The 24,071-nt window shown below is 51.0% G+C and carries 15 protein-coding genes; 6 read left to right on the top strand and 9 right to left on the bottom strand.

The genetic code is table 11. From position 1 onward, the window contains the following. Positions 1-10 precede the first annotated feature (10 nt). The 5 genes from HMPREF9439_RS02765 to HMPREF9439_RS02745 all read left to right on the top strand — a co-directional run bounded on the left by HMPREF9439_RS02765 (position 11) and on the right by HMPREF9439_RS02745 (position 5,773). Positions 11-1,825: an aminopeptidase P family protein gene (locus HMPREF9439_RS02765; protein WP_008810597.1), complete on the top strand. Its 1,815-nt coding sequence runs from the start codon at positions 11-13 to the stop codon at positions 1,823-1,825. A gap of 3 nt (positions 1,826-1,828) precedes the next feature. Beyond that, positions 1,829-2,851 carry a YeiH family protein gene (locus tag HMPREF9439_RS02760; protein WP_008810596.1) on the top strand — a complete coding sequence of 341 codons (1,023 nt, stop codon included), beginning with the start codon at positions 1,829-1,831 and terminating at the stop codon, positions 2,849-2,851. 108 nt (positions 2,852-2,959) lie between these two features. Continuing rightward, on the top strand, positions 2,960-3,733 hold the full coding sequence (locus HMPREF9439_RS02755) for a pseudouridine synthase (protein ID WP_008863624.1): 774 nt from the start codon (positions 2,960-2,962) through the stop codon (positions 3,731-3,733). A 181-nt stretch (positions 3,734-3,914) separates the two neighbouring features. After that, positions 3,915-4,703: a transporter substrate-binding domain-containing protein gene (locus HMPREF9439_RS02750; protein ID WP_244862371.1), complete on the top strand. Its 789-nt coding sequence runs from the start codon at positions 3,915-3,917 to the stop codon at positions 4,701-4,703. Between the two features lie 380 nt (positions 4,704-5,083). Then, a complete protein-coding gene (locus tag HMPREF9439_RS02745; RefSeq protein ID WP_040603371.1) occupies positions 5,084-5,773 on the top strand; it encodes a hypothetical protein in 690 nt (229 codons plus the stop codon). A gap of 95 nt (positions 5,774-5,868) precedes the next feature. Here HMPREF9439_RS02745 and HMPREF9439_RS02740 read toward each other — a convergent pair whose 3' ends face one another. The 9 genes from HMPREF9439_RS02740 to glnE all read right to left on the bottom strand — a co-directional run bounded on the left by HMPREF9439_RS02740 (position 5,869) and on the right by glnE (position 20,006). Then, a complete protein-coding gene (locus HMPREF9439_RS02740; RefSeq protein WP_040603370.1) occupies positions 5,869-8,958 on the bottom strand; it encodes an efflux RND transporter permease subunit in 3,090 nt (1,029 codons plus the stop codon). Between the two features lie 20 nt (positions 8,959-8,978). Further along, on the bottom strand, positions 8,979-10,094 hold the full coding sequence (locus HMPREF9439_RS02735; protein WP_008863619.1) for an efflux RND transporter periplasmic adaptor subunit: 1,116 nt from the start codon (positions 10,092-10,094) through the stop codon (positions 8,979-8,981). 316 nt (positions 10,095-10,410) lie between these two features. Then, a complete protein-coding gene (dnaJ, locus tag HMPREF9439_RS02730; RefSeq protein WP_008810587.1) occupies positions 10,411-11,571 on the bottom strand; it encodes a molecular chaperone DnaJ in 1,161 nt (386 codons plus the stop codon). A 122-nt stretch (positions 11,572-11,693) separates the two neighbouring features. Continuing rightward, on the bottom strand, positions 11,694-13,598 hold the full coding sequence (dnaK, locus tag HMPREF9439_RS02725) for a molecular chaperone DnaK (RefSeq protein ID WP_008863618.1): 1,905 nt from the start codon (positions 13,596-13,598) through the stop codon (positions 11,694-11,696). Positions 13,599-13,679: 81 nt separating this feature from the next. Next, complete coding sequence (gene grpE / locus HMPREF9439_RS02720; protein ID WP_008810585.1) at positions 13,680-14,225, bottom strand: nucleotide exchange factor GrpE; 546 nt, start codon at positions 14,223-14,225, stop codon at positions 13,680-13,682. A 273-nt stretch (positions 14,226-14,498) separates the two neighbouring features. Next, positions 14,499-15,506, bottom strand: a complete 1,008-nt coding sequence (gene hemH, locus HMPREF9439_RS02715; protein ID WP_008863616.1) for a ferrochelatase — start codon at positions 15,504-15,506, stop codon at positions 14,499-14,501. A gap of 6 nt (positions 15,507-15,512) precedes the next feature. After that, a complete protein-coding gene (locus HMPREF9439_RS02710) occupies positions 15,513-16,088 on the bottom strand; it encodes a VUT family protein (protein WP_008810583.1) in 576 nt (191 codons plus the stop codon). Positions 16,089-16,134: 46 nt separating this feature from the next. Next, positions 16,135-17,118: a YheT family hydrolase gene (locus HMPREF9439_RS02705; protein WP_008863615.1), complete on the bottom strand. Its 984-nt coding sequence runs from the start codon at positions 17,116-17,118 to the stop codon at positions 16,135-16,137. A 35-nt stretch (positions 17,119-17,153) separates the two neighbouring features. Continuing rightward, positions 17,154-20,006: a bifunctional [glutamate--ammonia ligase]-adenylyl-L-tyrosine phosphorylase/[glutamate--ammonia-ligase] adenylyltransferase gene (glnE, locus tag HMPREF9439_RS02700; RefSeq protein WP_008863614.1), complete on the bottom strand. Its 2,853-nt coding sequence runs from the start codon at positions 20,004-20,006 to the stop codon at positions 17,154-17,156. 106 nt (positions 20,007-20,112) lie between these two features. Between glnE and HMPREF9439_RS02695 the strand changes: the two genes are divergently transcribed. Next, entirely contained in the window at positions 20,113-24,069 is a 3,957-nt protein-coding gene (locus HMPREF9439_RS02695; protein WP_008863613.1) for a YhdP family protein, read from the top strand. Positions 24,070-24,071 lie beyond the last annotated feature (2 nt).

Genomic DNA, 24,071 nt, shown 5'->3' with positions numbered 1-24,071 from the left:
GGAGGCTTCAGTGAACTCCTCTATCAGCAGCAGAGTGTCTGCATTACGTGTTTTTTTGAAAGATCACGGTCTCAACGGCTGGATCGTCCCGACGGCAGACCCTCATCTTTCCGAATACGTGGATGAACACTATGCCTTCCGCAAGTGGCTTTCGGGCTTCACGGGCTCTGCAGGATCTCTCTTAGTGACTCAGGACGCCGCAGCGCTTGTCACCGACTCCCGCTACTGGGTTCAGGCCGAGCAGCAGCTCGAGGGCTCCGGCATTGAACTCGTTAAACTCAACCAAGGCTACGCCGCGGAGTCTGCCGACTGGTTTGCCGCGCACTTGATGGCCAACGACTGTGTCGGCATCAACTCCGAATTGATTTCCGGCAAAGACGCCAAGAATTACGCCCGAGTTTTTGCCGAGAAACATCTTCATCTCTCGCTGGTTCGTCAGACGCCCGAAGAAACCATCTGGGAAGAAAGACCGGAACGCGCTGAAAAGCCGATCTTTGACCATACAGTTTCCCCGCGAAACCGAGAACAGAAACTTACCGCTCTGCGTGAGGTTCTCAAAAAAGAAGGTGCGGACTATCTGCTTACTTCGAAGCTCGACGATATCGCATGGATTTTTAACCTCCGCGGATCCGACGTTCCAAACAATCCCGTCTTCTACGCCTACGCCTTGATTCCGTCCAAGGGCACTGCAACGCTTTTCATTAACGAAGAGAAAGTCCCTGCCAATCTGAGAGAGTTATTGTTCCGGGACGGTGTTGCTTTAGCTCCTTACCATTGTGTCGGCAAGACGCTCGCCTCTCTTTCCTCAGGAACGGTGCTGGCTGACCCGGAAGAAATCAATGCGTCTTTGCTGTCTCACCTGCCGGAGCAGATCACTCAGCTGGAATTGCCTAATCCTATTGAACGCATGAAAGCACTCAAGACGCCCGAAGAGATCAATCTGATATCTGACGCCATGATCAAAGACGGGGTTGCCTTGGTGCGATTCTTTGCCTGGCTCGATCGCAATTTGGGCAAAGAAGAAATGACGGAGCAGTCCCTCGCCGACAAGCTCCTTTTCTTCAGAAAATCTCTTCCGGGATATATTTCTCTGAGCTTTGAAACCATCTCTGCATTCGGCTCCAACGCCGCACTCCCCCACTATCAACCCGATAAGTCCGGAGGCGCCCCGATTAAGGATAACGGCTTCCTTCTCATTGATTCCGGAGCTCAATTTCCCGAAGGTACGACCGACATCACCCGCACAAAATTGATCGGGAAAGCAACCGATCTGATGAAAGAAGATTACACCGCCGTATTACGGGCAAACATACGTCTTGCGATGGCCGTATTTCCCGACGGTATTTCTTCACAATTATTAGATCCCTTAGCGCGTGAACCGATCTGGCAACATTTTGCTAATTTTGGGCATGGAACGGGCCACGGCGTCGGATTTTTCCTTAATGTTCACGAAGGGCCGCAGAGGATTAGTTACCCGCGGATAAGCCCTCGTTCCGATGCGTTTATCTCGAAAGAGACAGCAATGTCCGAAGGCATGGTGACCAGTGATGAACCCGGTATTTATCGTCCCGGCCGCTGGGGTATCCGCATTGAAAATTTAGTGGCGACCGAATTCGCAGAAGAAAATGAATTCGGACGTTTCTTGAAATTCAAAACACTAACTCTTTGTCCGATAGACCTTTCTGCCGTCATTCCGGAAAGGCTGCAGCCCGACGAAAAGAAATGGCTGAACGAGTACCACACTCTTGTCCGTCAGAAGGTGCTCCCGCACATTCATGACGAGCGCACCATTGTGTGGCTCGTATGGAACACAAGAGAAATTTAAAACATGACCACAGAAAAAGTGAGTTTGAAACACTGGCTGGAAACGCGCTGGCGCGGAACACTTATGGCCGTCATTATCGGCGCTGCCTCACTATTCGTCTCTGAGCACTACGGCGGTCCTGCTGTTTTGTTCGCTTTGTTAATCGGTATGGCTTTCCACTTCCTCTCAGAGGACCGGAGAACGCTTGCCGGTATTCATTTTTGCTCCACAACCGTTCTCCGATGGGGCGTAGGCCTGTTAGGTGCCAAAATCACCGCGAGCCAGCTGGGACTCCTGTCTCCGGCCCTGCTTGCCATGATTATCGGCGGTGTGTTTGCCACACTACTCTTCGGCGCTTTCATTACCCGTTTTTCTAAGTGGCCGCTTACCGAAGGCACACTGGCTGCCGCCTCTACCGCTATTTGCGGTGCGTCTGCCGCTATTGCCTTAGCTGCCACATTCAACCATAAGCAGTTAAGAGAGCAGGCTCTGCTTGCTATCGTGGTCACGGTTACCGCCCTGTCCACCCTCGCTATGGTTCTTTATCCGTTCATCTCCGGATGGTGCGGCTTTGACCACATCGATGCCGGCATCTTCTTAGGCGGTACCATTCACGACGTTGCACAGGTCGTGGGCGCCGGCGCCATGATCGGCCCGGACGCACTGGAAATCGCGAGCTTGACGAAGATGATTCGTGTCGCTCTTCTGATCCCGATCCTCATCATCTTCATGTTTGTCTTTTCCTCTAAGGCACATCGCACTGAAGAAGAGAAAGCCAAGCCCTGGTACAAGAACATTCCGATGTTCCTGCTCGGCTTCATCGCTCTGGCCGCTTTGAACTGCACCGGAATCATTCCGACGAATGTCTCCAACACACTCGGCGAAATCTCCAGACTGTTCATTTTGATTTCCATTTCTGCCCTTGGTTTAAAGACCTCTCTGGGCAAACTGAAGGAAGTCGGCTGGACACCGATCGTGCTGATGAGCATCGATACAGTCTTCCTCCTGCTGTGGGTCATTATCGGCATCTTCCTGATCCGCGGTTAATTTGATGCTTTAGTTTCATCTTTCTTCTTAGGACTCGGTTCGCTAGAATCGAGTCCTTATTTTTTACCGATCCCTCTGCCGGCGCTTCCTTCTCCGAACTTTCCGCTCATGACCGTACTGAAAATCCTCTATCAAGACGAAGACCTTGTCGTTGTCTCCAAGCCGGAAAAGATGCTGACGCACCGAACGGAAATTGCCAACGGCGACACCGAGTTTGCACTGCAGTTGCTGCGAGATCAGATCGGCCGACGCGTGAGTCCGGTTTATCGTCTGGATCGAGGCACTTCCGGAATCCTGATGTTCGGGCTCAACAGGGAGATAGTTTCGGCACTGAGTCAGCAAACTCATGAGACCTTTCACAAGCGTTATTACGCGGTCGTCCGCGGCTGGGCACCAGAGGATATTGAGGTTCGCCATGCGCTGAAGCCTCCCGTCGATCCCTATCTACGTGTGCAAAAGACAGAAGCACAGGACGCGCTTTCTTACCTTCACAGAGTGGCTGAATCAGAGGTTCCCGTTTCTTCCGGCAAGTTTGATACCACTCGCCTCTCTTTAGTCCTGCTTGAGCTTGCCACCGGCAGACGTCATCAGTTAAGACGCCACCTCAAACATCTCGCGCATCCCATTATCGGAGATGCGACTTACGGCAAAGGACCGCTTAACCGTGTCCTTGCCGAATATTTCGGCGGAGACCGCCTCCTACTCCACTGCGGTCGAATCAGCTTCATTCATCCTCGTACTCAAAAACGTCTCACCATTGATGATCAGCCGAGCGGCCTTATGCGACAAGTCATCGAACGTCTTGAATGGGGTAATTATTTGCATGCTTCTTATTCGAGAGACTGGCATTTATTTGATTATTCAGATCTTTTGATAAAATAGCATCTCAAAAATTTTTTATACTTTTTAACCTTAGAACTAAAAGGCCTTACGTTCCCATTCGTCGTAAGTAAAACGGGAAATATTTGCGAATTCTTTTGAAATGATGGGATTTATTTTTGTTTTAGATGGTTTTGAGTCGTATACTGAATCGATCAAACCTCGTTTAGGAGAACTTATAAAAATGAAGCACGGAAAACTTGTCACTTCCATTTTGGTTTTATCCTTAGCTGCTGTGACTGCTGCCTTCGCCAGCATGGCAGAGGCCCGCTCCTTAGAACAAATTAAGGTCTCCGGCGAACTCTTAGTCGGTTCTACCGGCGATTACAAGCCGATGAGCTACCTTAACAAAGAAACCGGAAAATACGAAGGCTTTGACGCAGAAATGGCACAGTCCTTAGCTAAGTACCTCGGCGTCAAACTCAAATATGTTCCGACAACTTGGAAGACCTTGCAGGCCGACACGATGGCCGATAAATTTGATGTTGCCATGAGCGGTATTACCGTTACCGACGCCCGCAAGAAAGTCATGACTATGTCCGACGGCTACCTCACCTTCGGCAAAACCATTCTCGTTACTAAGAACAAGGCCGGTCAGTTCAAAGAATTGAACGACGTCAACCAGCCGACTGTTCGCGTCATGTACAACCCGGGCGGCACAAACGAAAAGTTTGCCAAGGAAATGACTCCGAAAGCTCAGCTCATGATGCATGAGCACAACGCCGAGATTCCGGGCTTAGTCGGTGAAGGAAAAGCCGATGTCATGATCACCGAAACCATGGAAGCTCGCCGCTATGCTAAGGACAATCCTAAGGTTGCCGCTCCGTTAGTCGACAAACCCTTTACAGAAAATCACTTCGGTATCCTGATGAAACAGGGTTATCCGAAACTTGAGGCTGCCGTCAATGACTGGATGAAGACCATCAAGGACAACGGCACTATGGCTAAGTGGGAAGACCAATACATCAAATAATCGCTATTTGAAACCCTAGACAATTTAGGCCGCAGCAAAATTCGAGACTCAGAGTTCGCTACGGCTTTTCTCTTTTGTGGAACCGGTTCAACCGAAATCCGAAGCTTCTGACTAGCGGTGAACTTGATGACCCGGTTTCTCGTGGTCTGTCCCCAAGAGATCTAACCAATCCAAGCACTCGTCCAGGGTTACATGCAAGCCGTTTTTTCGGTACTCGGCTTCTTTTGCCTCAGCGATAAATTTTTCCTCAGCTCCGTAACGTCCGGAGTATTCTCTTCACAGAACGTTTCTTCTTCCTTCCGTTCGCTCGACATTTTCGTTCAGTTATCAATCGGTTAACAATTAGATCCATTATGTTCTTCCATGGGAGGAACCCTCTAATGACAACGGACTGCGCTATAAAAAACTTCACAATGAAAATAACGCGGTTTTCAATTGGATGGCTGTGCATCGACGTGAAATTCTTTGAAATTGAGAGAAGTGCCTTTATATCCACTGTGTGGGCTACTTCCACACTTTACGAAATCTTTAATAATTTGACCAAATTTTGCCCTGTTCCTTTTCCTCAGAATATCTATTTCCGATACCAAAAAGAGGACTCTAGGTACTCCATTAAATACAAAGAAGACGTCGCTTGCGAGTACAGCATTCATCGGTCTGAAGAATCTGACTGTTACCGTTGGGCTATTCGCAGACTCGAAATAGATAAAGAAGATGACTTTGACGTCGAAGTTTCTTTTTATGATGCAGACTCAGATTTGTACGGCCACGATGAGAAACTTCTTGCCTCTCATGTCATGCCTTTTAGAGAATTTCTTTATGAGTTCATACGCCTAGTCGATATAATGTTCAAGACGTACGGAATGCAGAGAACACTAGCGAATATTGAAGACGAGTATGAAACGAGCTTGCCTCTTCTCCCTCAATTCATTGCGCTTAAGGCGTATGTGTTGAATCGAACAGAAAGAATCCAATCGGAATTCCAAAAAGACGGTCCGTCTGATCCCGATACGATTACTGCCTTCAGTAATTTCCGTAAAGAAATCGAAATCCTTGAAGCAGATATGTGATCGATTAAATCTGTCCAGATTCAAATAAAACGGCCAGGCAAGAATTCCAAAAATCTTATCCCGGCCGTTTGTGTAAGGCAGAGCTTTCTTGTCGACTATCGACGAGCTTTTATCTTCTTAGAAACGAACCATGTAAAGAAGACAGGAATAAAGAACGTCGTGATGAACGTAGCTGCCAGCATGCCTCCCAAAACGCCTGTACCCATGGACTGACGGGCTGCTGCACCAGCGCCGGTTGCTGTGGCTAGAGGAATGACGCCCAAGATGAAGGCCATTGAGGTCATCACAATCGGACGAAGACGGAGTTTTGCAGCCTCGAGCGCGGCTTGCCTTGCCTCCATTCCTTCTTCCATCTTTTGGGCTGCAAACTCCACAATCAAAATGGCGTTCTTAGCCGTCAGACCGATCAGCACAAGCAAGCCGATCTGGAAGTAAATATCGTTCGAGAAACCGCGGAAATACGTCGCTACAAGCGCACCCAGCACGGAGTAAGGCACTGCCATTACAACGGCAATCGGAAGCGACCAGCGCTCGAACTGTGCGGCAAGAATCAGGAACACAATGATCAAGCCGAAGGCAAACGCAGCGGCCGAAGAACTTCCGATACGTTTTTCATGGAAGGCCTGCCCCGTCCAGTCAACGTAGTAGCCGCTCGGCAGATATTGGCTCTCGGCATCCACAGCCTGAATCACGTCACCGGTGGAATAGCCCTGCGCCGCATTAACGTTCATAGACGCAGCCAAGAAACCGTTTTCTCGTTTCAACGATTCCGGGCCTGAAGTGCGTTCCACATGGGCCAACGTCGAAAGAGGAACCATCTTCCCGGTATCAGAACGGACATAAAGCTCACCTAAGGATTCCGGTGTCATGCGGTACGGAGCATCGGCTTGAATAATGACGCGGAAGATTTTTCCAATACGCGTAAAGTCGTTGACGTACTTGCCGCCCATGAAATATCCGAGCGTGTCATAAACGTCCGAAATAGCCACGTCCATTGCCAGAGCCTTAGCCTCATCAACCGTAAGGTAGAGCTGAGGTGCATCCGCCTGAATCATCGAGCGGGCCGAACTGATTTCAGGTTTTGCAACCAAACGCTGTCGGAAATCTTCGGCCACTTGCTGCAGTTCAAGCGGATTGTCCGATTCTCGGGATTGAATATAGAAGTCCAAACCGCCGGCACGACCCAGGCCGCGGATCGGCGCCGGATTCACAGCCTGACCCACGGCATCCGTGCGTGCGTTCACCAGCGTTTGAAGCTGACGGCGAATCGTTTCTGCACTGCGCGTTCTCTGATCCCAGGGTTTTAACTGAACAATCAGGGAAGCGGCATTGGATTTCGTATCGTTTGCGATCGTATCGTTTGCCACCAATGCAGTAACGTTCTCAACTTCGGGGATCTTGCGGATTTCTCGACTCAAGTCTGTGACCACCACACCGGTACGGTTCAGAGTCGCGCCTTCCGGCAGCTGAATCGCCACGCGCAAAATGCCTTGGTCTTCGCGAGGAACGAAAGAAGTCGGAACGATCTGCAGGAACTCCCAGCATCCGACGGTGACAGCGACAAGAATCGCAGCCGTAAACCAGCGATGGCGAAGATTAAAGGACACACCCTTGATGTAGTTCAGCTTGAAGCGCTCAAAGCCGTCGTTAAAGAGCCGGAAGATTTTGAAAGGCTTGCTCTTATTTCTGAGCAAAATAGCACACAGAGCCGGCGTCAGCGTTAACGCCACGAAGCCGGAGAGCACAACAGAAACACCGATGGTCACCGCAAACTGACGATACAGCTCACCGGCGATACCACCTAAGAACGCGACCGGTGTGAAAACCGTACTCAGCACCAGCACAATAGCCACCAGAGCTCCGGCTACTTCTTTCATGGCCTTCTGAGAAGCCTGGAAAGCGTTGAGCTTTTCCGTCTCCATAATACGTTCGACGTTTTCAAGCACGACGATCGCATCGTCCACCACAATACCGATGGCCAGCGTCATCGCAAATAACGTCAAAGTATTAAGAGAGAAATTCAGAGCCCATAGACCTGCAAGGGTACCGATCAAGGAAACCGGCACAGCAAGCATTGGGATAAGGGTCGCGCGCCAATTTTGCAGGAAGAGATACACAACCAAAAGCACGAGAAGACCGGCTTCCAGTAAGGTTTGAACCACCTCATTAAGGGCAGCCTCGACGAATCTTGAGTTATCGTCCGTAATCACATAAGCGATATCATCCGGGAAGTTCTTGGAGAGCTCCTGAAGCCGCTTTTTGACATCCACAGCCGTCTGCATGGCGTTAGCGCCTGTCTGCAGGTAAACAGCAAACGTAACGCTCGGAACATCGTTTAATTGGTTGTATGCCTCATAACTGCGGTTTCCGACTTCGACCCGGGCAATGTCGTGAATGCGAACAATACCGTCAGCACCGCGCGAACGGACGGTGATATTGCCGAACTCTTCCGGTGTCAGCAACTGACCTTTTGTGCGAATCGTATAAACCAGCTGCTGATCATCAGTCGTCGGAGACGTACCGACTTTACCGGCAGCGTACTGATTGTTCTGCTCTTCGATCGCTTTGCGCACATCGATGGCCGTAATGCCGAGCTGAGCCATTTTCTTCGGATTCAGCCAAATACGCATCGCGCTTTGTGCGTTACCGAAAACGTCTGCGTCACCGACGCCGGGGACGCGTTTGATTGCATCCACTACGTTCAGATTCACGTAGTCAGCGAGCTGAATCGGTTTTAGAGTGCCATTCGGAGAATAAAACGGCACGATCATCAGCGTTTCTTCGCTGCGCTTACGGACGTTCACGCCGTTCTGTCGAACGCTTTCCGGCAACCGTCTTTCTGCAGATCGCACGCGGTTATTGATCTCCAGCATCGCGTCGTTCGGATTTGTACCGACTTCGAACGTGCAGGTAATACGAACATTTCCGTTCGAACGGATGGAAGTTTCGTAATAAAGCAGGCCTTCAACACCGGAGAGCTGATCCTCGATTGGCGCAGCAACTGTCTTAGCCAATGTCTGTGCGTCTGCCCCTTCATAAGAAGTTGAAATAAAAACAACCGGCGGCGTAATGTCAGGATATTGGCCCATCGGCAGGACACGTCCTGCGAGCAGACCCGCAATCACGATCAAAATCGACATGACAGATGCGAAAATCGGCCGCCGAATACAGAATTGAGAAAGCATTTCGGTTCACCTATCGCAAGTTATTTTTCAGTCGGCTTTGAAGCGGTTTTCTTGTCTTGGTTTAAGGCCACCTTGGCCTTGTCTCTGAGTTTCTGGATCTGATCAATGATCACAAGATCTCCGGATTTGAGGCCGGAGGTGATAATCCAATCTTTGCCTGACCAGCGACCCACCGTCACAGACTGAGCCCTCGCGACACCGTCTTTGTATAAATAGACGCTGTAAGTTCCGTCGGGCAGCTGGCGCACCGCCGATTGAGGAATCAGATAAACGCCCTTCTGTGTGCCGAGCGTCAAACGGATCGTCACGTATTGTCCCGGAAGCAGCTCAGCAGAACGTTCAATCTCCGCGCTTAGCGAACGGGTACCCGTCTGAGGATCGATTTGAGTAGCGGCAAAATTAATGCGCGCAGGAACTTCCACGCCTGTTTTCTCATGCACCACACTCACTGGAGAGTCTTCGGTGATCGTGAATCCGTGCAGATCATTATCGCTTAAAGAAAAGCGAGCCTTAAGTTGATCATCCTGTGTAATATCGGTTAAGGCCGAATTGTTGGCGGTTACCAGTGTTCCGGGATTGATTAAAGACCTGCCGGCAATTCCGCTCACAGGCGCTTTAACCGACGTGTAATCAAGTTGAATTTTGGTTTGCAGCGCTTTAGCCTTTGCTGCCGCTAGATTTGCCTTACAGGACTCCAAGGCGCTGATGCGGTCTGAATATTCTTTTTCGCTTACAGCATTAACTTTGCGCAAAGCTGCAAATCGCTTGGCTTCTCTCTCCGCCTGTTTCAGTTCCACCTGCGCTTGAATAACCGACGCTTCTGCGCTCTGATTAGCGGCATCGAAAGGTGCCGGATCAATCGTAAAGAGCACATCGCCTTGTTTGACGCTCTGTCCTTCAGCATAGTGCCGCTGCAGCACGGGACCAGTCACTTGAGGATAAACAATCACGGCTTTAGAACCTTCCGTCTGCCCGAACACTTCGGCCACATACGGCTGAGTGGTAGGTTCGGCTTTAAGCGTTGTTACTTGGATGGCTTGAACTTTCTGCTTGACTGCTTCTTTGTCATTACATGCGGTTAAACAGGATATGAGGCCTAAGATGCATATAAGGCTGAGGATTGTTCGTTTCAGCATGATGTGTTATGTATTTTTTTTTCGTCGACAAATGTGAGAATACCTCAAACGAAGGCCTTCTCATAAGTAAACTCATGCTCCACAGTATTTGTCCTATAGTCTACAAAAGAGGAATAGTTGCCCTAATATCTCTCTTGGGACGGAAATCGATCAACGGAGGTTTTAGACACCTAACGCCTGATTTCACCCATGATTTCGGTGTTCTGAATCGAATTTAGTCTGCAAATCTTTTTCACAAAAATTTTTTGATGATGAAAAAATCCCGACTTCAACGGGTAAGTCAAAATCGGGATTGAATTATTAATTCAGAGGCGAATTACTTGAAGAGCTTGCCGAGCTTTTCGAAGAAACTTTTTCTTTCCGGCGCGTGATGATCTTTCTTGCTGTGATTGATCGACGCATCGAACTGTCTCAGGATGTCCTTCTGTTCAGTCGTCATATTTACCGGAATCTCCACAGTGGTATGAACGTACAGGTCGCCCTTCTCAGCATTGCGAACACTACGGATGCCGTGGCCTCTCAAGCGGAAGGTCTTTCCGGACTGAGTCCCCTCGGGAATGCGCAATGTGGCTTTGCCCGTTAACGTCGGGACTTCGAGTTCACCTCCGAGCGCCGCCGTCACAAAACTCATGGGCATCTCCATGTGCAGATCCTGCCCGTCACGTTCAAAGATGTCATGGGGCTTGATGCGAATGCGAATGTAAAGATCGCCTGCGGGGCCGCCGTTTTGTCCGGGCGATCCGCGGTCGGGAATACGCATACGGTTGCCGTCATCCACACCGGCGGGAATCGTAATCTCGAGTTCTTTCTTCTCTTCCTGCATACCGGTGCCGTGGCACTTGTGGCAGGGATGAGGAATGTACTTGCCGGTTCCGTGGCAGCGCGGACAGGTCTGCTGAATCTGGAAGAAGCCGGCGCCGGCGCGGACATAACCGCTGCCGTGACAGGTCGGGCAGGTTTCTACCTTCGTGCCCTTTTCTGCACCGGATCCGCCGCAGGCTGTGCACTTGCTCCAGGAGGGAACCTTAATCTTTGTCTTGTAGCCTTCTGCGGCTTGTTCAAGCGTGATATCGAGGTCATAAATCAGATCTTCACCGCGGAACATCTGCTTATTCTGTCCGGAGCTGCGGGCGTGTCCTCCGCCGAAAATCTCGGAGAAAATATCGCCCATGTCGCCGAACTGAGAAGCATCAAAACCTCCGAACCCCCCGAATCCGCCGGCACCGGGGCCTCCGGCTCCGCCGTTGAACGCAGAACGGCCGTAACGGTCATAAGCCGCGCGCTTCTGCTCATCCTTCAGCACTTCATAGGCTTCGCCTACTTGTTTGAATTTTTCTTCGGCATGCTTGTCCCCTTTATTGCGGTCAGGGTGATACTTCATCGCCATACGGCGATAACCTTTCTTGATCTCTTCCTGAGTAGCAGTACGGGAGACTCCCAGTACCTCGTAATAATCAAAATCTACTTCGTCAGCCATTCTTTACGGAATTCGGTTATAGGGTAAAAACCCTTATTTTCGTCTCTTTATCTACGCCATGAGGCCGCAACCTTACGGAAGCGGCCTCATTGTCGTTAGCTACAGTCTAACAAGTTTCAGAATTAGACTTCTTTGAAGTCGGCATCGACGACATCGTCATCTTTCTTCTGAGACTTCGGAGCTTCCTGCTGAGCACCCGGCTGTGCCTGCTGCTGATTCAGCTTCTCGCCGATCTTCTGAGCAGCAGCCATCAAGGCGTCAGTACGTTTTGTGATCAGATCCTTGTCTTCGCCCTTAACGGCTTCTTCAAGGTCGTTAATCGCTGTTTCGCAGGCAGCGCGGTCAGCGCCGTCAACCTTTTCACCGAGGTCCTTCAGGGTCTTACGAACCTGATGGATGCTGGATTCGGCTGTGTTGCGAGCCTGAGCCAGTTCGGCACGGCGGCGGTCTTCTTCCTTGTTGGCTTCAGCATCGGCAACCATTCTTTCGACGTCGGCGTCGCTCAAACCGGAGTTAGCCTTAATCGTGATCTGGTTTTCCTTGCCTGTTGCCTTGTCCTTAGCAGAAACATGGAGAATACCGTTGGCGTCGATATCGAATGTCACTTCGATCTGCGGCAGTCCTCTCGGAGCCGGAGCGATGCCTTCAAGGTTGAATTCGCCAAGCAGTTTGTTGTCAGCTGCCATTTCACGTTCGCCCTGGTAAACCTTAATGGTTACGGCAGGCTGATTGTCTTCGGCAGTAGAGAACACCTGAGAGTGCTTTGTCGGGATCGTGGTGTTGCGCTTGATCATCGGAGTCATCACGCCGCCCAGGGTTTCGATACCGAGGGTAAGCGGTGTAACGTCGAGAAGAAGAACGTCGCTGCGGTCACCGGACAGAACAGCACCCTGAATAGCAGCACCCATAGCAACTGCTTCATCCGGGTTCACGTCCTTACGCGGATCCTTCTTGAAGAAGTCCTTAACAGCTTCCTGAACAGCCGGCATACGTGTCTGACCGCCAACGAGGATGACGTCGGAGATATCTTCAACAGTAGCGTTGGCGTCCTTCAGGGCCTTGCGGCAAGGTTCGATCGTCCTTTCGATCAGATCTTCGCAGAGGCTTTCGAGCTTAGAACGTGTCAGTGTGATGTTCAGATGTTTCGGACCTGTTGCATCAGCAGTGATGTAAGGCAGGTTGATTTCTGTTTCCTGACGGCTGGACAGTTCGATCTTGGCCTTTTCAGCGGCGTCTTTCAAACGCTGCAGAGCCAAAACGTCCTGGCTCAGGTCAATGCCTGTGTCTTTCTTGAATTCTTTGATGACGTAGTCAACGATTCTCTGGTCGAAGTCTTCGCCACCAAGGAATGTGTCACCGTTGGTAGACAGAACTTCAAACTGTTTTTCACCGTCAACATCGGCTAAGTCGATAATGGAGATATCGAATGTGCCGCCGCCCAAGTCATAGACAGCGATTTTACGGTCTCCCTTACCGCCTTTATCAAGACCGAAAGCCAAAGCAGCGGCTGTCGGTTCGTTAATGATACGGCGGACATCCAAACCGGCGATCTTACCGGCGTCCTTAGTAGCCTGACGCTGAGAGTCATTGAAATAAGCCGGAACAGTAATAACGGCTTCCTTAACTTCTTCACCGAGGTAGTCTTCGGCGGTCTTCTTCATCTTACGAAGAATTTCAGCAGAAACCTGCTGCGGAGCCAGATCCTTGTCGCCGAGAACCTGAACCCAGGCGTCGCCGTTGGCAGCCTTGATAATCTTGTAAGGCATCAGTTTGATGTCTTTCTGAACTTCCTTGTCGTCATAGCGACGGCCGATCAAACGCTTGATCGCGAAAAGCGTGTTGGCAGGATTCGTAACAGCCTGACGTTTTGCAGGAGCGCCGACAAGCACTTCTTTTTCAAGATATGCAACGACGGAAGGTGTGGTGCGAGCACCTTCGCTGTTTTCGATCACGCGAACCTTGTCACCTTCAACGACCGCGACTGCGGAGTTTGTTGTACCAAGGTCAATACCAATAATTTTTGCCATTTTTGAATTTCCTCACTTGCCGGCAGAAGGGCTGCCTGCTGTTAAGTTTCTATATTGAGTCGTTTCCTGAAAAAACAAGTCTTATTGAGCGACTGCCACCATCGCCGGACGAAGAACTCGATCGGCAATTTTCCATCCGCGCTGAAACACTGTTGCGACGCAGCCCGGCTGGACTGCAGGATCTTTCACCATGGTTATCGCCTGCATTGTGTTGGGATCAAATTTGAGACCCACAGGGTTTTCACACTTCATCCCGTTATGCTCCAGTGCGCTCAGCAGTTGACGGTAGGTAATCTCAAGGCCTTCTTTGAGGGGCCCCTTTTCATTTGCAGACGCCTCAAGCGCCTTTTCCATACTGTCTACGACCGGCAGCATGGATTCTGCAAATTTTTCAATGCCGAATTTACGGGCTTTAGCAACATCTTCAGAAGCGCGGCGGCGGGTGTTATCTGCTTCGGCGACTGCTCTGACATAAAGGTCGTAGTTTTCCGCGGCCTTAGCCTGGGCCTTCGCTAATTCGGCAGATAAATCTAAGTCCGGGAGTTCCGGAGCATCTGCCGGAGCCTGTTGGGCTGCTTCGTCCTGAGGTGGGACGGTCTGTCCGTTCTTTAATTCGTTATCTTGCATTAACTGTCCTCAAGTTTTTTTCAGAAATCAGGATCCGATCTAACGGAGCCCTTTAATGGTTGATATGGGGTCGCCCGATCCTTTTTCAACCTTCGATGAACATCATTATGAGAACACCTCTCAGCTTCAGGAAGTAACGCCACCCGAATTAAGCAAATTAGGAAGTGAAGTTACGTAGCAAATTAAATGACCTAGCGGGAAAATACCCGCCTATTGGTTGAAATATAAAGGGTTTTCCCTTATTCGCCAAACTTAACGAAAAAGGTAACAAATTTATTCCGGCCAATGAAGCAGTTCTTCTTCGACAATCTTCTCAACTAGGGAAACCGACGCCTCTGAATCATTCAAACAAGGGATGTAATGGAAGACTTTGCCTCCGGCTTTAAACCAAGTTTCTTTGAGTTCCAGGCCGATCTCTTCAATCGTTTCCAAACAGTCGGTATGAAACCCCGGACAGATAACATCTAGCCGCTCCACGCCTTCTCGAGCTAAATGACGGGCCGTCTCATCGGAATAAGGTTTGAGCCATTCTTCCTTGCCAAAACGGGATTGGTAGGAAAGCACGACTTTAGAAGGATCTACGCCGAGCTCTTGAATCAGCAGATCGGTTGTCTCGCGAACTTGTTTCGGGTAAGGATCGCCTTCTTCGCAGTAGCGAACCGGCATGCCGTGGAAGGAGAGCATCAATCGGCCCTTCTTGCCAAGCGGGCCGACCTTTGCCCATTGATCGCGAATTTGATCGGCTAATGCCTTGATGTACAGCAGATGCGTGTGATAGTCGCGAATGAAGCGCACTTTTGGGTGGCTTTTCATTTGTTGCATTGCCTTTGAGACGGCATCGAAAACGGAAGCCGTCGTGGAAGACGAATACTGCGGATAGAGCGGAAGCACTAAGACACGGTCAAAACCGTGCTCATTGTGGATGGTTTTAAAGACTTCGACCTGTGAAGGATTGCCGTAACGCATGCCGACAAACACGTCTGCGTCGACGGCTTTTTGCTGAAAACGCTGCCGCAGCTTATCGGCAATGCGGTCGGTGTAGACCTTAAGAGGAGCGCCCTCTTTCATCCACACCTGAACGTAGCGCGCTGCGGACTTAGGACTGCGGCGAGGCAGGATGACCAAATTCAGCAGCGTCTGCCAAAAAATCGGATTTAAATCGACCACCCGTCGATCGGAAAGAAACTCCCGCAAGTAGGGTTTGAGCGCCGAAGCGGTCGGTTCGTCAGGGGAACCGAGGTTAATGAGGAGTACCGCAGTCTTCGGGCTCTTTTCTGTCATATCTACTTATCGGGAAAGAATTTCGTCTTGGACCGCTTTGGCGCGGCGGCTATGAAGATACCCGATAAGAAGCGCCACGGCAAGAGACATCCAGAACTTACCCAGAACCTGTCCGAAGATGAATTCAATAGAGCCGAATGCCAGAGAAAGGAAGATGGCGCTGTCGACCATGGAGCCGACCAAGCCGCTTGCCATAATGGCCCAAGCCGGCCATTTCTTACGCATCGGTGTGTAGACAACCAAGTCGGCCAGTTCGGAGAAGAAGAAGGCCATCACGGAAGCCAGGACCAGAGACGGTTCGGAGAAAAGTGCGGAAAGCGCTGCGCCGATGATGATGGCATACAGCGACCAGCGGACACCGAGTTTGGCCTGCAGTCCGTCACGAAGCACCAGAGCTACGCCGGCCATAAGCACGCCGCTCGGGGCCATGATACCGGGCCAGACAGGAATCAGACAGGGACCGTCAGCAGTACAAACCGTGCCAACATTCATCACCACCCAGTTCATCGCCGGGATGGTCAGAATAAAGAGGATAAAGTAGATGATTCCGACTGAATAGTCTTTGGTACTTCTTAAAGGCATTTCAACTCCGTTTCCGGCTGCACATACCGGGGGAAAATTAGAGACATCAGCGGCCGCGGAAACAGAAATCGAAGGTGCGTGTCGGCAGAAATCCGAGGCTTCCTTCGTTCGGTTTGCGAGGGAACCCGCAATGGCCGCCCTCAGCGGGATATTCTAACGTCACAAACTTGGAAACTTCTTGAATCATCGGTAAAACTTCGTTTCCCACGATCGGATCGTTCTTGGCATTAAGCACCAGTGTCGGCAATCGGATGCCGCCTAAATGGGGCTTGCTCGAGCATTTCGTCCAGTAGTCCATGTAGTCCTTGTAGCCGAAAATCGGTGCCGTAAAAAGATCGTCAAACTGCCAGAGCCAGCGAATCTTTTTGATTTTCTCGACATCTAACACGCCCGGGAAACGTTTGGCTTTTGCGAGTGCTTTTTTCTTCATCGTCGAGATGAAATTCAGGTCGTAAATCCGGCTGAATCCTATGCGGATAACGTGGCTTGAACCCACCAAATCGAGGGGCGCGCAGACTGCAACGATGCCTGAAACCAGTTTTGCAGCGTCCTCGCCTCGGGTACCGGCCCAGAAGAGCAGATTGTTGGCGCCCAACGAGACGCCCATCGCATAGATCGGAGCTTCAGGGTAGAGCTCACGCAGCCGGGCAAACTCCCAGTCTAGCTCAGCCGCATCTGCGGCGTTATAGGCTCGAAGTTTTTTATTGGTGACACCGCCGCAGCCGCGGTAGTGAATCACCACGCCGCGCACACCCCCTTGGCCGCAGCGCGCCATCAGCGCACGGGCATAGTGACTGTTTGATGAGCCTTCCAATCCGTGGATGTGCACCATAATCGGCGCCTTCGGATCAATGGGTTCGGGCGTTGACCAGTCCACGGCAATGATGTCGTCATCCGGCGTATTCCAAATTTCACGGCGATAGATCACCTTGGCCTTCGGAAACAGTTCGGCAGGCACAATGGTTTGCAGGTGGCCGCCGGGCAGCCACCAAGGAGCACGGTATTCGGAAGCAGCGAGACTCATAGGCATAGCAGATTCAAACTGCTTTTTAGCTTAGGTCGCTTTTAGGTCCCCTGACCTTCGGACGGACCAAAAACGAGCGACCAGAGCGCGCGAACCTTTTGTGCCTCTTCCGCAAACTCTTCTTTGGGAACGCGGACCGGGACGCTCGGAGAGTTCAGGCGGAACTCGTGCTGAATACGGCGATATTTGCGATAAATCGCGGAAACCTCGAACGCCAGATCTTTCGGGATCAAGCCGGCATCAGAGACCATCTCCAGCATCTTGATGTTGCCGAAGTTATTGACAAGCTGCGGGAATTTAGAGGAGTACTGAAGCACAAGATACTGAACAATGAACTCCACATCCACCATGCCGCCCTCGTCATGCTTCACATCAAAAAGCTCCGTTTTGTTGGGGTGACCGTCGTGCATACGCTGGCGCATTTTGAGCACCTCGGCCTTCGTTTCCCCGGCGTTTCTCTCGCGACGGAGTATTTCGATGCGAATTTTTTCGAATTTGTCACCGATATCTCGGTCGCCGGCCGCATAGCGGGCTCGCGTTAGCGCCTGATGCTCCCAAAGCCAGGCGCCCGTGCCGTCTTCGTTTTTCTGATATTTCTCAAAGCTGTCGACGGAAGAGACCAGCATGCCGGATTCCCCGTTCGGGCGCAGACGCATATCGACGTCGAACAGGACGCCGGAGCCGGTTGTCGCTGTCAGCCAATTGATCAGTCGACGCGCGAAACGCATGTAGATCTTTTCTGCATCCTGAGCGTCATCTTCAAACAAGAAGACCAAATCCAGATCGCTCGCGTAGGCGAGCTCCTTACCGCCCAATTTGCCGTAAGCCACGATGGCAAACTTCGGACGCTCAATGTGACGTCCGGGAACCGTCTTCCACACTTCTTCCATGACGATTTCAAGCGTAGCATCCGCCAGAGCCGAGAGCTGGTCGGCCAATCGTTCCACCGTCAAGCGTCCGGCCATATCCGCTAAGAACAGGCGGAACAAACGGGCATGATGAACTTCGCGAATGAGGTTCATACGGGTTTCCTGATCGTCTTCCGGAATATCCGCAAGTCGCGCACGCGTACGCTCGATATAGAAAGAGAAATCCACCGGCGTGTAATCGTCGATCTGACTCAGCCGCTCATCCCAAAGTTCATCTAAGAGCAGCGGGTGGCGGTTCAGATATTCGGCTGCCCACTTACCGCTGCCCAATACGTCGCCCAAACGCTTCGCTGCAAGCGGGTACTGCAAAAGCAAGGAAACATAAGTCGGACGACCGGCAATGACTTCGTAGAACTTGATGTAGCGACGTAAGAGTTCTTCCCGAGAAATCAGTTTTAAGTGTTCAGGCTTGTTCTTACCCTCAACCGTATTTTTAACCAGCGTGATCATTCGCTGACGAGCCCCGGCGTTAATGAGCTTTAAAGCGCGCAGCGACATGAGATTAAGAATGAGCTGACCCAGCTCTTCGGTTTCTTTAAACCCGTTTCGTTCCAGCACTTTCGCCAAGCCGGGAAGCGCCCCCGGAGCACCGTTCTCCCAACCGAGCGGCCAATCCTCTTCGCTTACCTCTTCTTTGGTCTGGAAAATCTCATCAAAGCGCGCAGCTACGTACTCCGTCGAGAGCTCTAACTGCTTCTGCAGGTCTTCGACGGTAAAGCCCAGCATCTTCGCGATTCTTGTCCGATGCTCCGGATCGGCCGCAAAAAGCTGAGTCTGCTGATCGTTTTCGTACTGGAGGGCGTGCTCCATGTTGCGCAGGAACACATAAATCTTGGAGAGCATCTCGGCTTTGTCCTTTGCCAGGATGTTCTCGGAAGCGAGCGCCTGAAGTGCTTTCAGCGTGGAGCGCTCTCTTAAGAACGGGTTGCGGCCGCCGCGGATCACCTGGAATGTCTGAGCAATGAACTCGATTTCGCGAATGCCGCCGCGTCCGAGTTTGATGTTCTGACCTTCTTTCAGGCTCTCTAAGGCGCGTTTCTGCGTAGATAAACGAATCTTGGCGTGAAGATCGGTAAGCGAACTAATGGCGCCGAAGTCGAGATATTTACGGTAAACAAACGGACGAACGATATCGTTGATGTTCTTCTTTTGGATGTTGAAATCCTCTTCCGAAGCAAATACCGGGCCGTTGACGACACGACCCTTGAGCCATGCAAAGCGCTCCCAGTCGCGTCCCTGCGTCATTAGATATTCTTCAAGCATGTCGCTGGAGCCCACGATCGGTCCGGAATCTCCGTTGGGACGCAGGCGCATATCCACACGGAACACAAATCCTTCCCAAGTAATCTCTGAAAGGGCCGGTATAACTTTCTTTGCCAGCCGCTCGTAGAACTCCTGGTTGCTGATGATTTTGCGGACATTCGGGTATTCCGCCGTAGGGCCGCACTCTCCGTCGCAATCGTAGAAGAAAATAAGGTCGATATCGCTCGAGACATTCAGTTCACGACCTCCCAACTTGCCCATGCCGATCACAATCAGATCCTGGGGGACGCCGGTTTCTGAGCGCGGAACTCCGAATCGCTTCGCCAGCTCTTTGGCATACACGGAGACTGTGCGGTCGATCGTGATCTCCGCTAAATCGGACATGCTTGTGACAACTTCTTCTAAATTCGCCAATCCGGAAATGTCGCGTGCGACAAGGCTCATCATCACGTCACGGCGCAGACGACGCATTGCGCTTTTGAGCTGCTCTCCGTCTTCGATCCCGGCCAAGCGCTCACGCATTTTCTCGGGCGTCCAGGACATCTGAGTAATTTCCTGAACATAAGACCGAACTTTATCTTCATCTTCTCCGAACATGGCTCGGAGCGTGTTTTTGAAATAAGCTGAGACTTCTGGGACTTCCGAGAGAGAAACTCTGGGAACTTTAGGAAAGAGATCGGAGGATTGGAGTGCTGCAGACATATTGTTTTTGGAAGCTAAAAATGAGTCTATCTTCCAATATTAGAGTTTATTTATGGGAAATTGAGCGATACTTAGAAGATCAGAAAAAAGTTTAAGGATCCGCGAAATGACGGACAATTCCGAACAACAGACGTCAACCACACCAACAAAACCTAAAAAAGGCTTTTTCGGCTATGCCTGGAGGACCGTTCTTTGGTTCTTAGTCATCCTTTACTTTGCACTCGGCGCCGCATGGCTCGGAGCGCGCTACTGCCTTGCACCTTACCTGAACGACCATAAATCCAAGATCGAGAATAAGATATCTCAGGTCCTGGAGATCCCCGTTCAGTTCGGCTCTTTGGATACCGACTGGCAGGGACTTTCTCCGGAAATCACACTTAAAAACATCGAACTCGGAGAGCCGGGCAAGGACCCGATTACGGCTGAATCTCTTACCGCAAAACTTTCGCTCAGTTCTTTAACAAACCTTACTCCGATCTTTGAATCTGTCACGTTAAACAACCCCAAAGTCGAAGTTCGGCGCCTGGCACCGATGTCCTTTTCCGTCTTGGGCAGGAAGGTCAACCTCAAAAAGCTCATGTCCGGTGAGACGGAGACTCAGGCGCTCACAACCAAACTGCCTTCCGATGTAATGGTTCTCCTCAAGCAGAAGTCTGTAGAAATTAAGGACGGCACGATTTTGGTTCATGATCAGAAAAGCGCCAAAACGCTTGAAGTTACTAACGTTAACGTCGGCTACAACGGCTCTTCAAGAGACAAACAGCTCGCCTTTACTCTGACGCTTCCGCCTGAAATTGCTTCTCCGATTACCGTTCGCGCGCTCTTTAAGACGCCGGCCCTTAATCCCTCGAAACTGGCCGACTGGGATGCAGAACTTTACGCTCAGACCGACTTCATTAACTTCGGTGAACTCGCCAAGTGGCTGCCTGACTTCTCCGTAAAGTACAAAGGCACCGGGTCTGGTTCTCTCTGGGCTAACTTTGTGAAATGGTCTCCTTCTTCCGCCAGCTTTATCGGCGCTCTTTCCCATGTAGATCTTCAGCTTCCAGAATTGGCGCCGCTACGCCTGAAATTCGTTAAAGGCAAGATCTCAGGGAACATGTCGGGCGAGGCTTACGCCCTTTCTACAGACAATTTCTCTTTTGAGTTGGAATCCGGGGAGACACTTCCGCCACTGGATATGAGTCTGAAGTTAGACCGAAGCGATGATAACTTTACCGGCGGCTCTTTTAAAGCCAACGCTCTCGACTTTCAAGGTTTAACAGCCGTCCTCCCTTCTTTGCCGCTGCCAAAATCTTTTAAGGATTTTGTTGCCGAGCGGAAGCTCTCCGGATCGCTCGTTAATGTGGACTTAGATTGGCAGGGACTGCCAAGCGAACCCAAACATTACAACGGCAAACTTTCTCTGCGTAATTTCAGCTCTTTCGGGGCCTCCGGCAAAGACAATACCCAGTGGCTCCCGGGATTTATCAATCTCAGCGCCGACATTACCCTTAAAGACGGTGTGGGTACCACCGTACTCACAACAAAAGACGCGTCGGTAGCTCTTCCGGGATTATTCCCAGCAGCCGCTTTCCATTTCGACAGCATCGGAGGAACCGTGGTTTGGAATACCGTTAACGGCATTTCACTCGAGTTCAAGGACGTTCTGATTGAGAACGCCGATGCTGCGGTTAAGGTCAATGGGTCGTACACTAACGCCGACAACACTCCCCTCGGAACTGCAGACCTTAAAGCCGATGTTTTACGCGGAAACGTCCCTGCCGTTTGGAAATACATGCCGCTTGTTGTCGGCAACGACACAATCACCTGGCTGCGGTACGGCCTTTTAGAGGGCAAAGCCACCGGGGGCCAAGCCGTTCTTAAGGGGCCGCTCCATGAGTTCCCCTTCCATGAGTCTAAAGAACATCATTTCCTGGTGTCCGTTAATGCCGAGGACGTCCTTCTCGATGTCTATCCGAACATTCTGGACAATCCAAAGGCTTCTCCGAAACGCGGAGCAATTTGGCCGCTCTTTGAAAAAGTCGGCGGCGTAGTCAAATTTGAAGGCGACGGCATGGCCATTACTGCCGATCGCGGGACCTATAAAGGTGTACAGCTTACGCATGCACAAGTCGACATTCCCGCCTTCTCTGCGGATACCGTTTGGTTGGATGTAGACGCAGCGGCGTCCGGCGCCCTCCCCGGTTTCTTGTCTTACGTGAAGACTTCTCCGGTTGACGGCTACACCGGCGGTCTTTTCAAGAAGGCCGAGGGCACCGGCAACGGAGATCTGACTCTCAAACTGAAGATCCCCCTTGACGGTCCGGGTGAAGTTGCTGTTTCCGGCGCTTTTACGCTTAAAGATAATGCAGTTAAGTTCAATGATTTCTCGATTCCGGATTTGACTCATGCCATCGGCGTCGTGAACTTCAATGACAAAGGTGCTTCGAGCACGGGCATTACCGCCGATTGTTTCGGCAATGCCGTAAAAGCGACGCTCGACACCGACGATAAGGGCAATATTAAGGTTTCTGCTTCCGGAACCATCGCCGCTAAGGCACTCCCGCAGGTTATTCCGGTTCCGATGCTTGCCAAAGCCGCAGACAAATATCTGAGCGGCAAGACGCCCTTTACAGTCAATGTAACCGTCGGCCCAAAGGTCACGGTGAACGTTAAAAGCTCGCTTTCCGGCTTGGAGAGCAAGCTGCCGCCTCCTATGGAAAAACCGGCATCTTTGTCTGCACCTCTAGACCTCAATATCGTCACAGACAACAAGGCCACGGATCTCAGAATCATGATTGAGGGATTCCTGAGTTCGGAATTTATCCTGCAGAATAATGACATCAAACGTGCTGCCATCGGCAACCGCAGTCTGCCGACATTGCCGTCTCACGGCTATGCGATCTCCTTGAAGGCGCCGCTGGTTCCGGCGAAGGCCTGGCAGGCGGTCTTTGATCATCTAAAAGTGGATGCCAAACCGTCCGGAACCGTTGTCCTGCCGGATATTGCCTTCCTCAAGGCTAACATTGACGAACTGCTGATCGACAATTTCAATCAAACGAACTTCTCGCTCTTAGGGCGACCCGTCGGGAACTCTCTGCTGATCGCAATCAACAGCAATCAGATGAATGCCAATCTGGAATGGAAGAAGGCTCAAAACGGCAAGGAACCCGAGCTCATCGCGCATATTTCCAAACTCTTCATCCCGAGCTCTGCAAGAGACGCCGCAGAAAAATCCAAGCCGGTTCAAATTCAAGGCGGCTGGCCCGCAATCAATGCGGTTATCGATGATTTAACCTACGGCAATATGCGTTTAGGCAAGCTGGAACTGGTTGCACGCAACACTCCGTCAACAAAAGGACAGCTCTGGAAAATTACAAAGCTGAATCTTTCCAACAGCGCTGCGCAGCTGCGCTCATCCGGCAGCTGGCTGAAAGGTTTCGACGGCGGCAACGAAACGAATCTTTTAATCAATACCAATATCAATAACCTCGGCGCCCTGCTGAATCGCCTGGATATGCAGAATCTGGTCAAGTCCGGCAACGGTTCGATCAACGGTAATTTATCCTGGGTCGGCACTCCCCTCGGCTTTAACACCGAAAGCTTCGACGGAGAACTGAATATCGATCTGAAGAGAGGCGAAATTCTCAAGATCCAACCGGGCCCGGCTGCCAAACTATTGTCTCTTCTGACACTGCAGTCTTTAACACGCTACCTGACCCTTGACTTCCGAGACTTCTACTCCTCTGGCTTCAACTTCTCTACCATCCGCGGCAACGCGGTGCTGGAAGACGGCCTCATGAACATCAAAGATCTGACGATGATCGGAGGGAGCGCGACCGTTGTTATTAACGGCAACGTCAACACTCAGAAAGAAACGGAGAATCTGCACCTATTGGTTCTGCCAGACATCAATGCGGCAGGAGCGTCTGTGGCTCTCGCGGTTGCAAACCCGATCGTCGGCATCGGCAGTTTCCTGGCCCAATTGATTTTCAAAGATCCCTTGAGTAAGCTTTTCTCCTTCGAATATCAAGTGACCGGCACTTGGTCAGATCCGGTCGTTTCCAAGATTAAACGTTAAGA

The organism is Parasutterella excrementihominis YIT 11859 (genome assembly GCF_000205025.1).
GTDB classification, from domain to species: Bacteria; Pseudomonadota; Gammaproteobacteria; order Burkholderiales; family Burkholderiaceae_F; genus Parasutterella; species Parasutterella excrementihominis.
The sequence above is the reverse complement of the archived record's forward strand: the minus strand, read 5'-3'. Positions and strand labels throughout refer to the sequence as shown.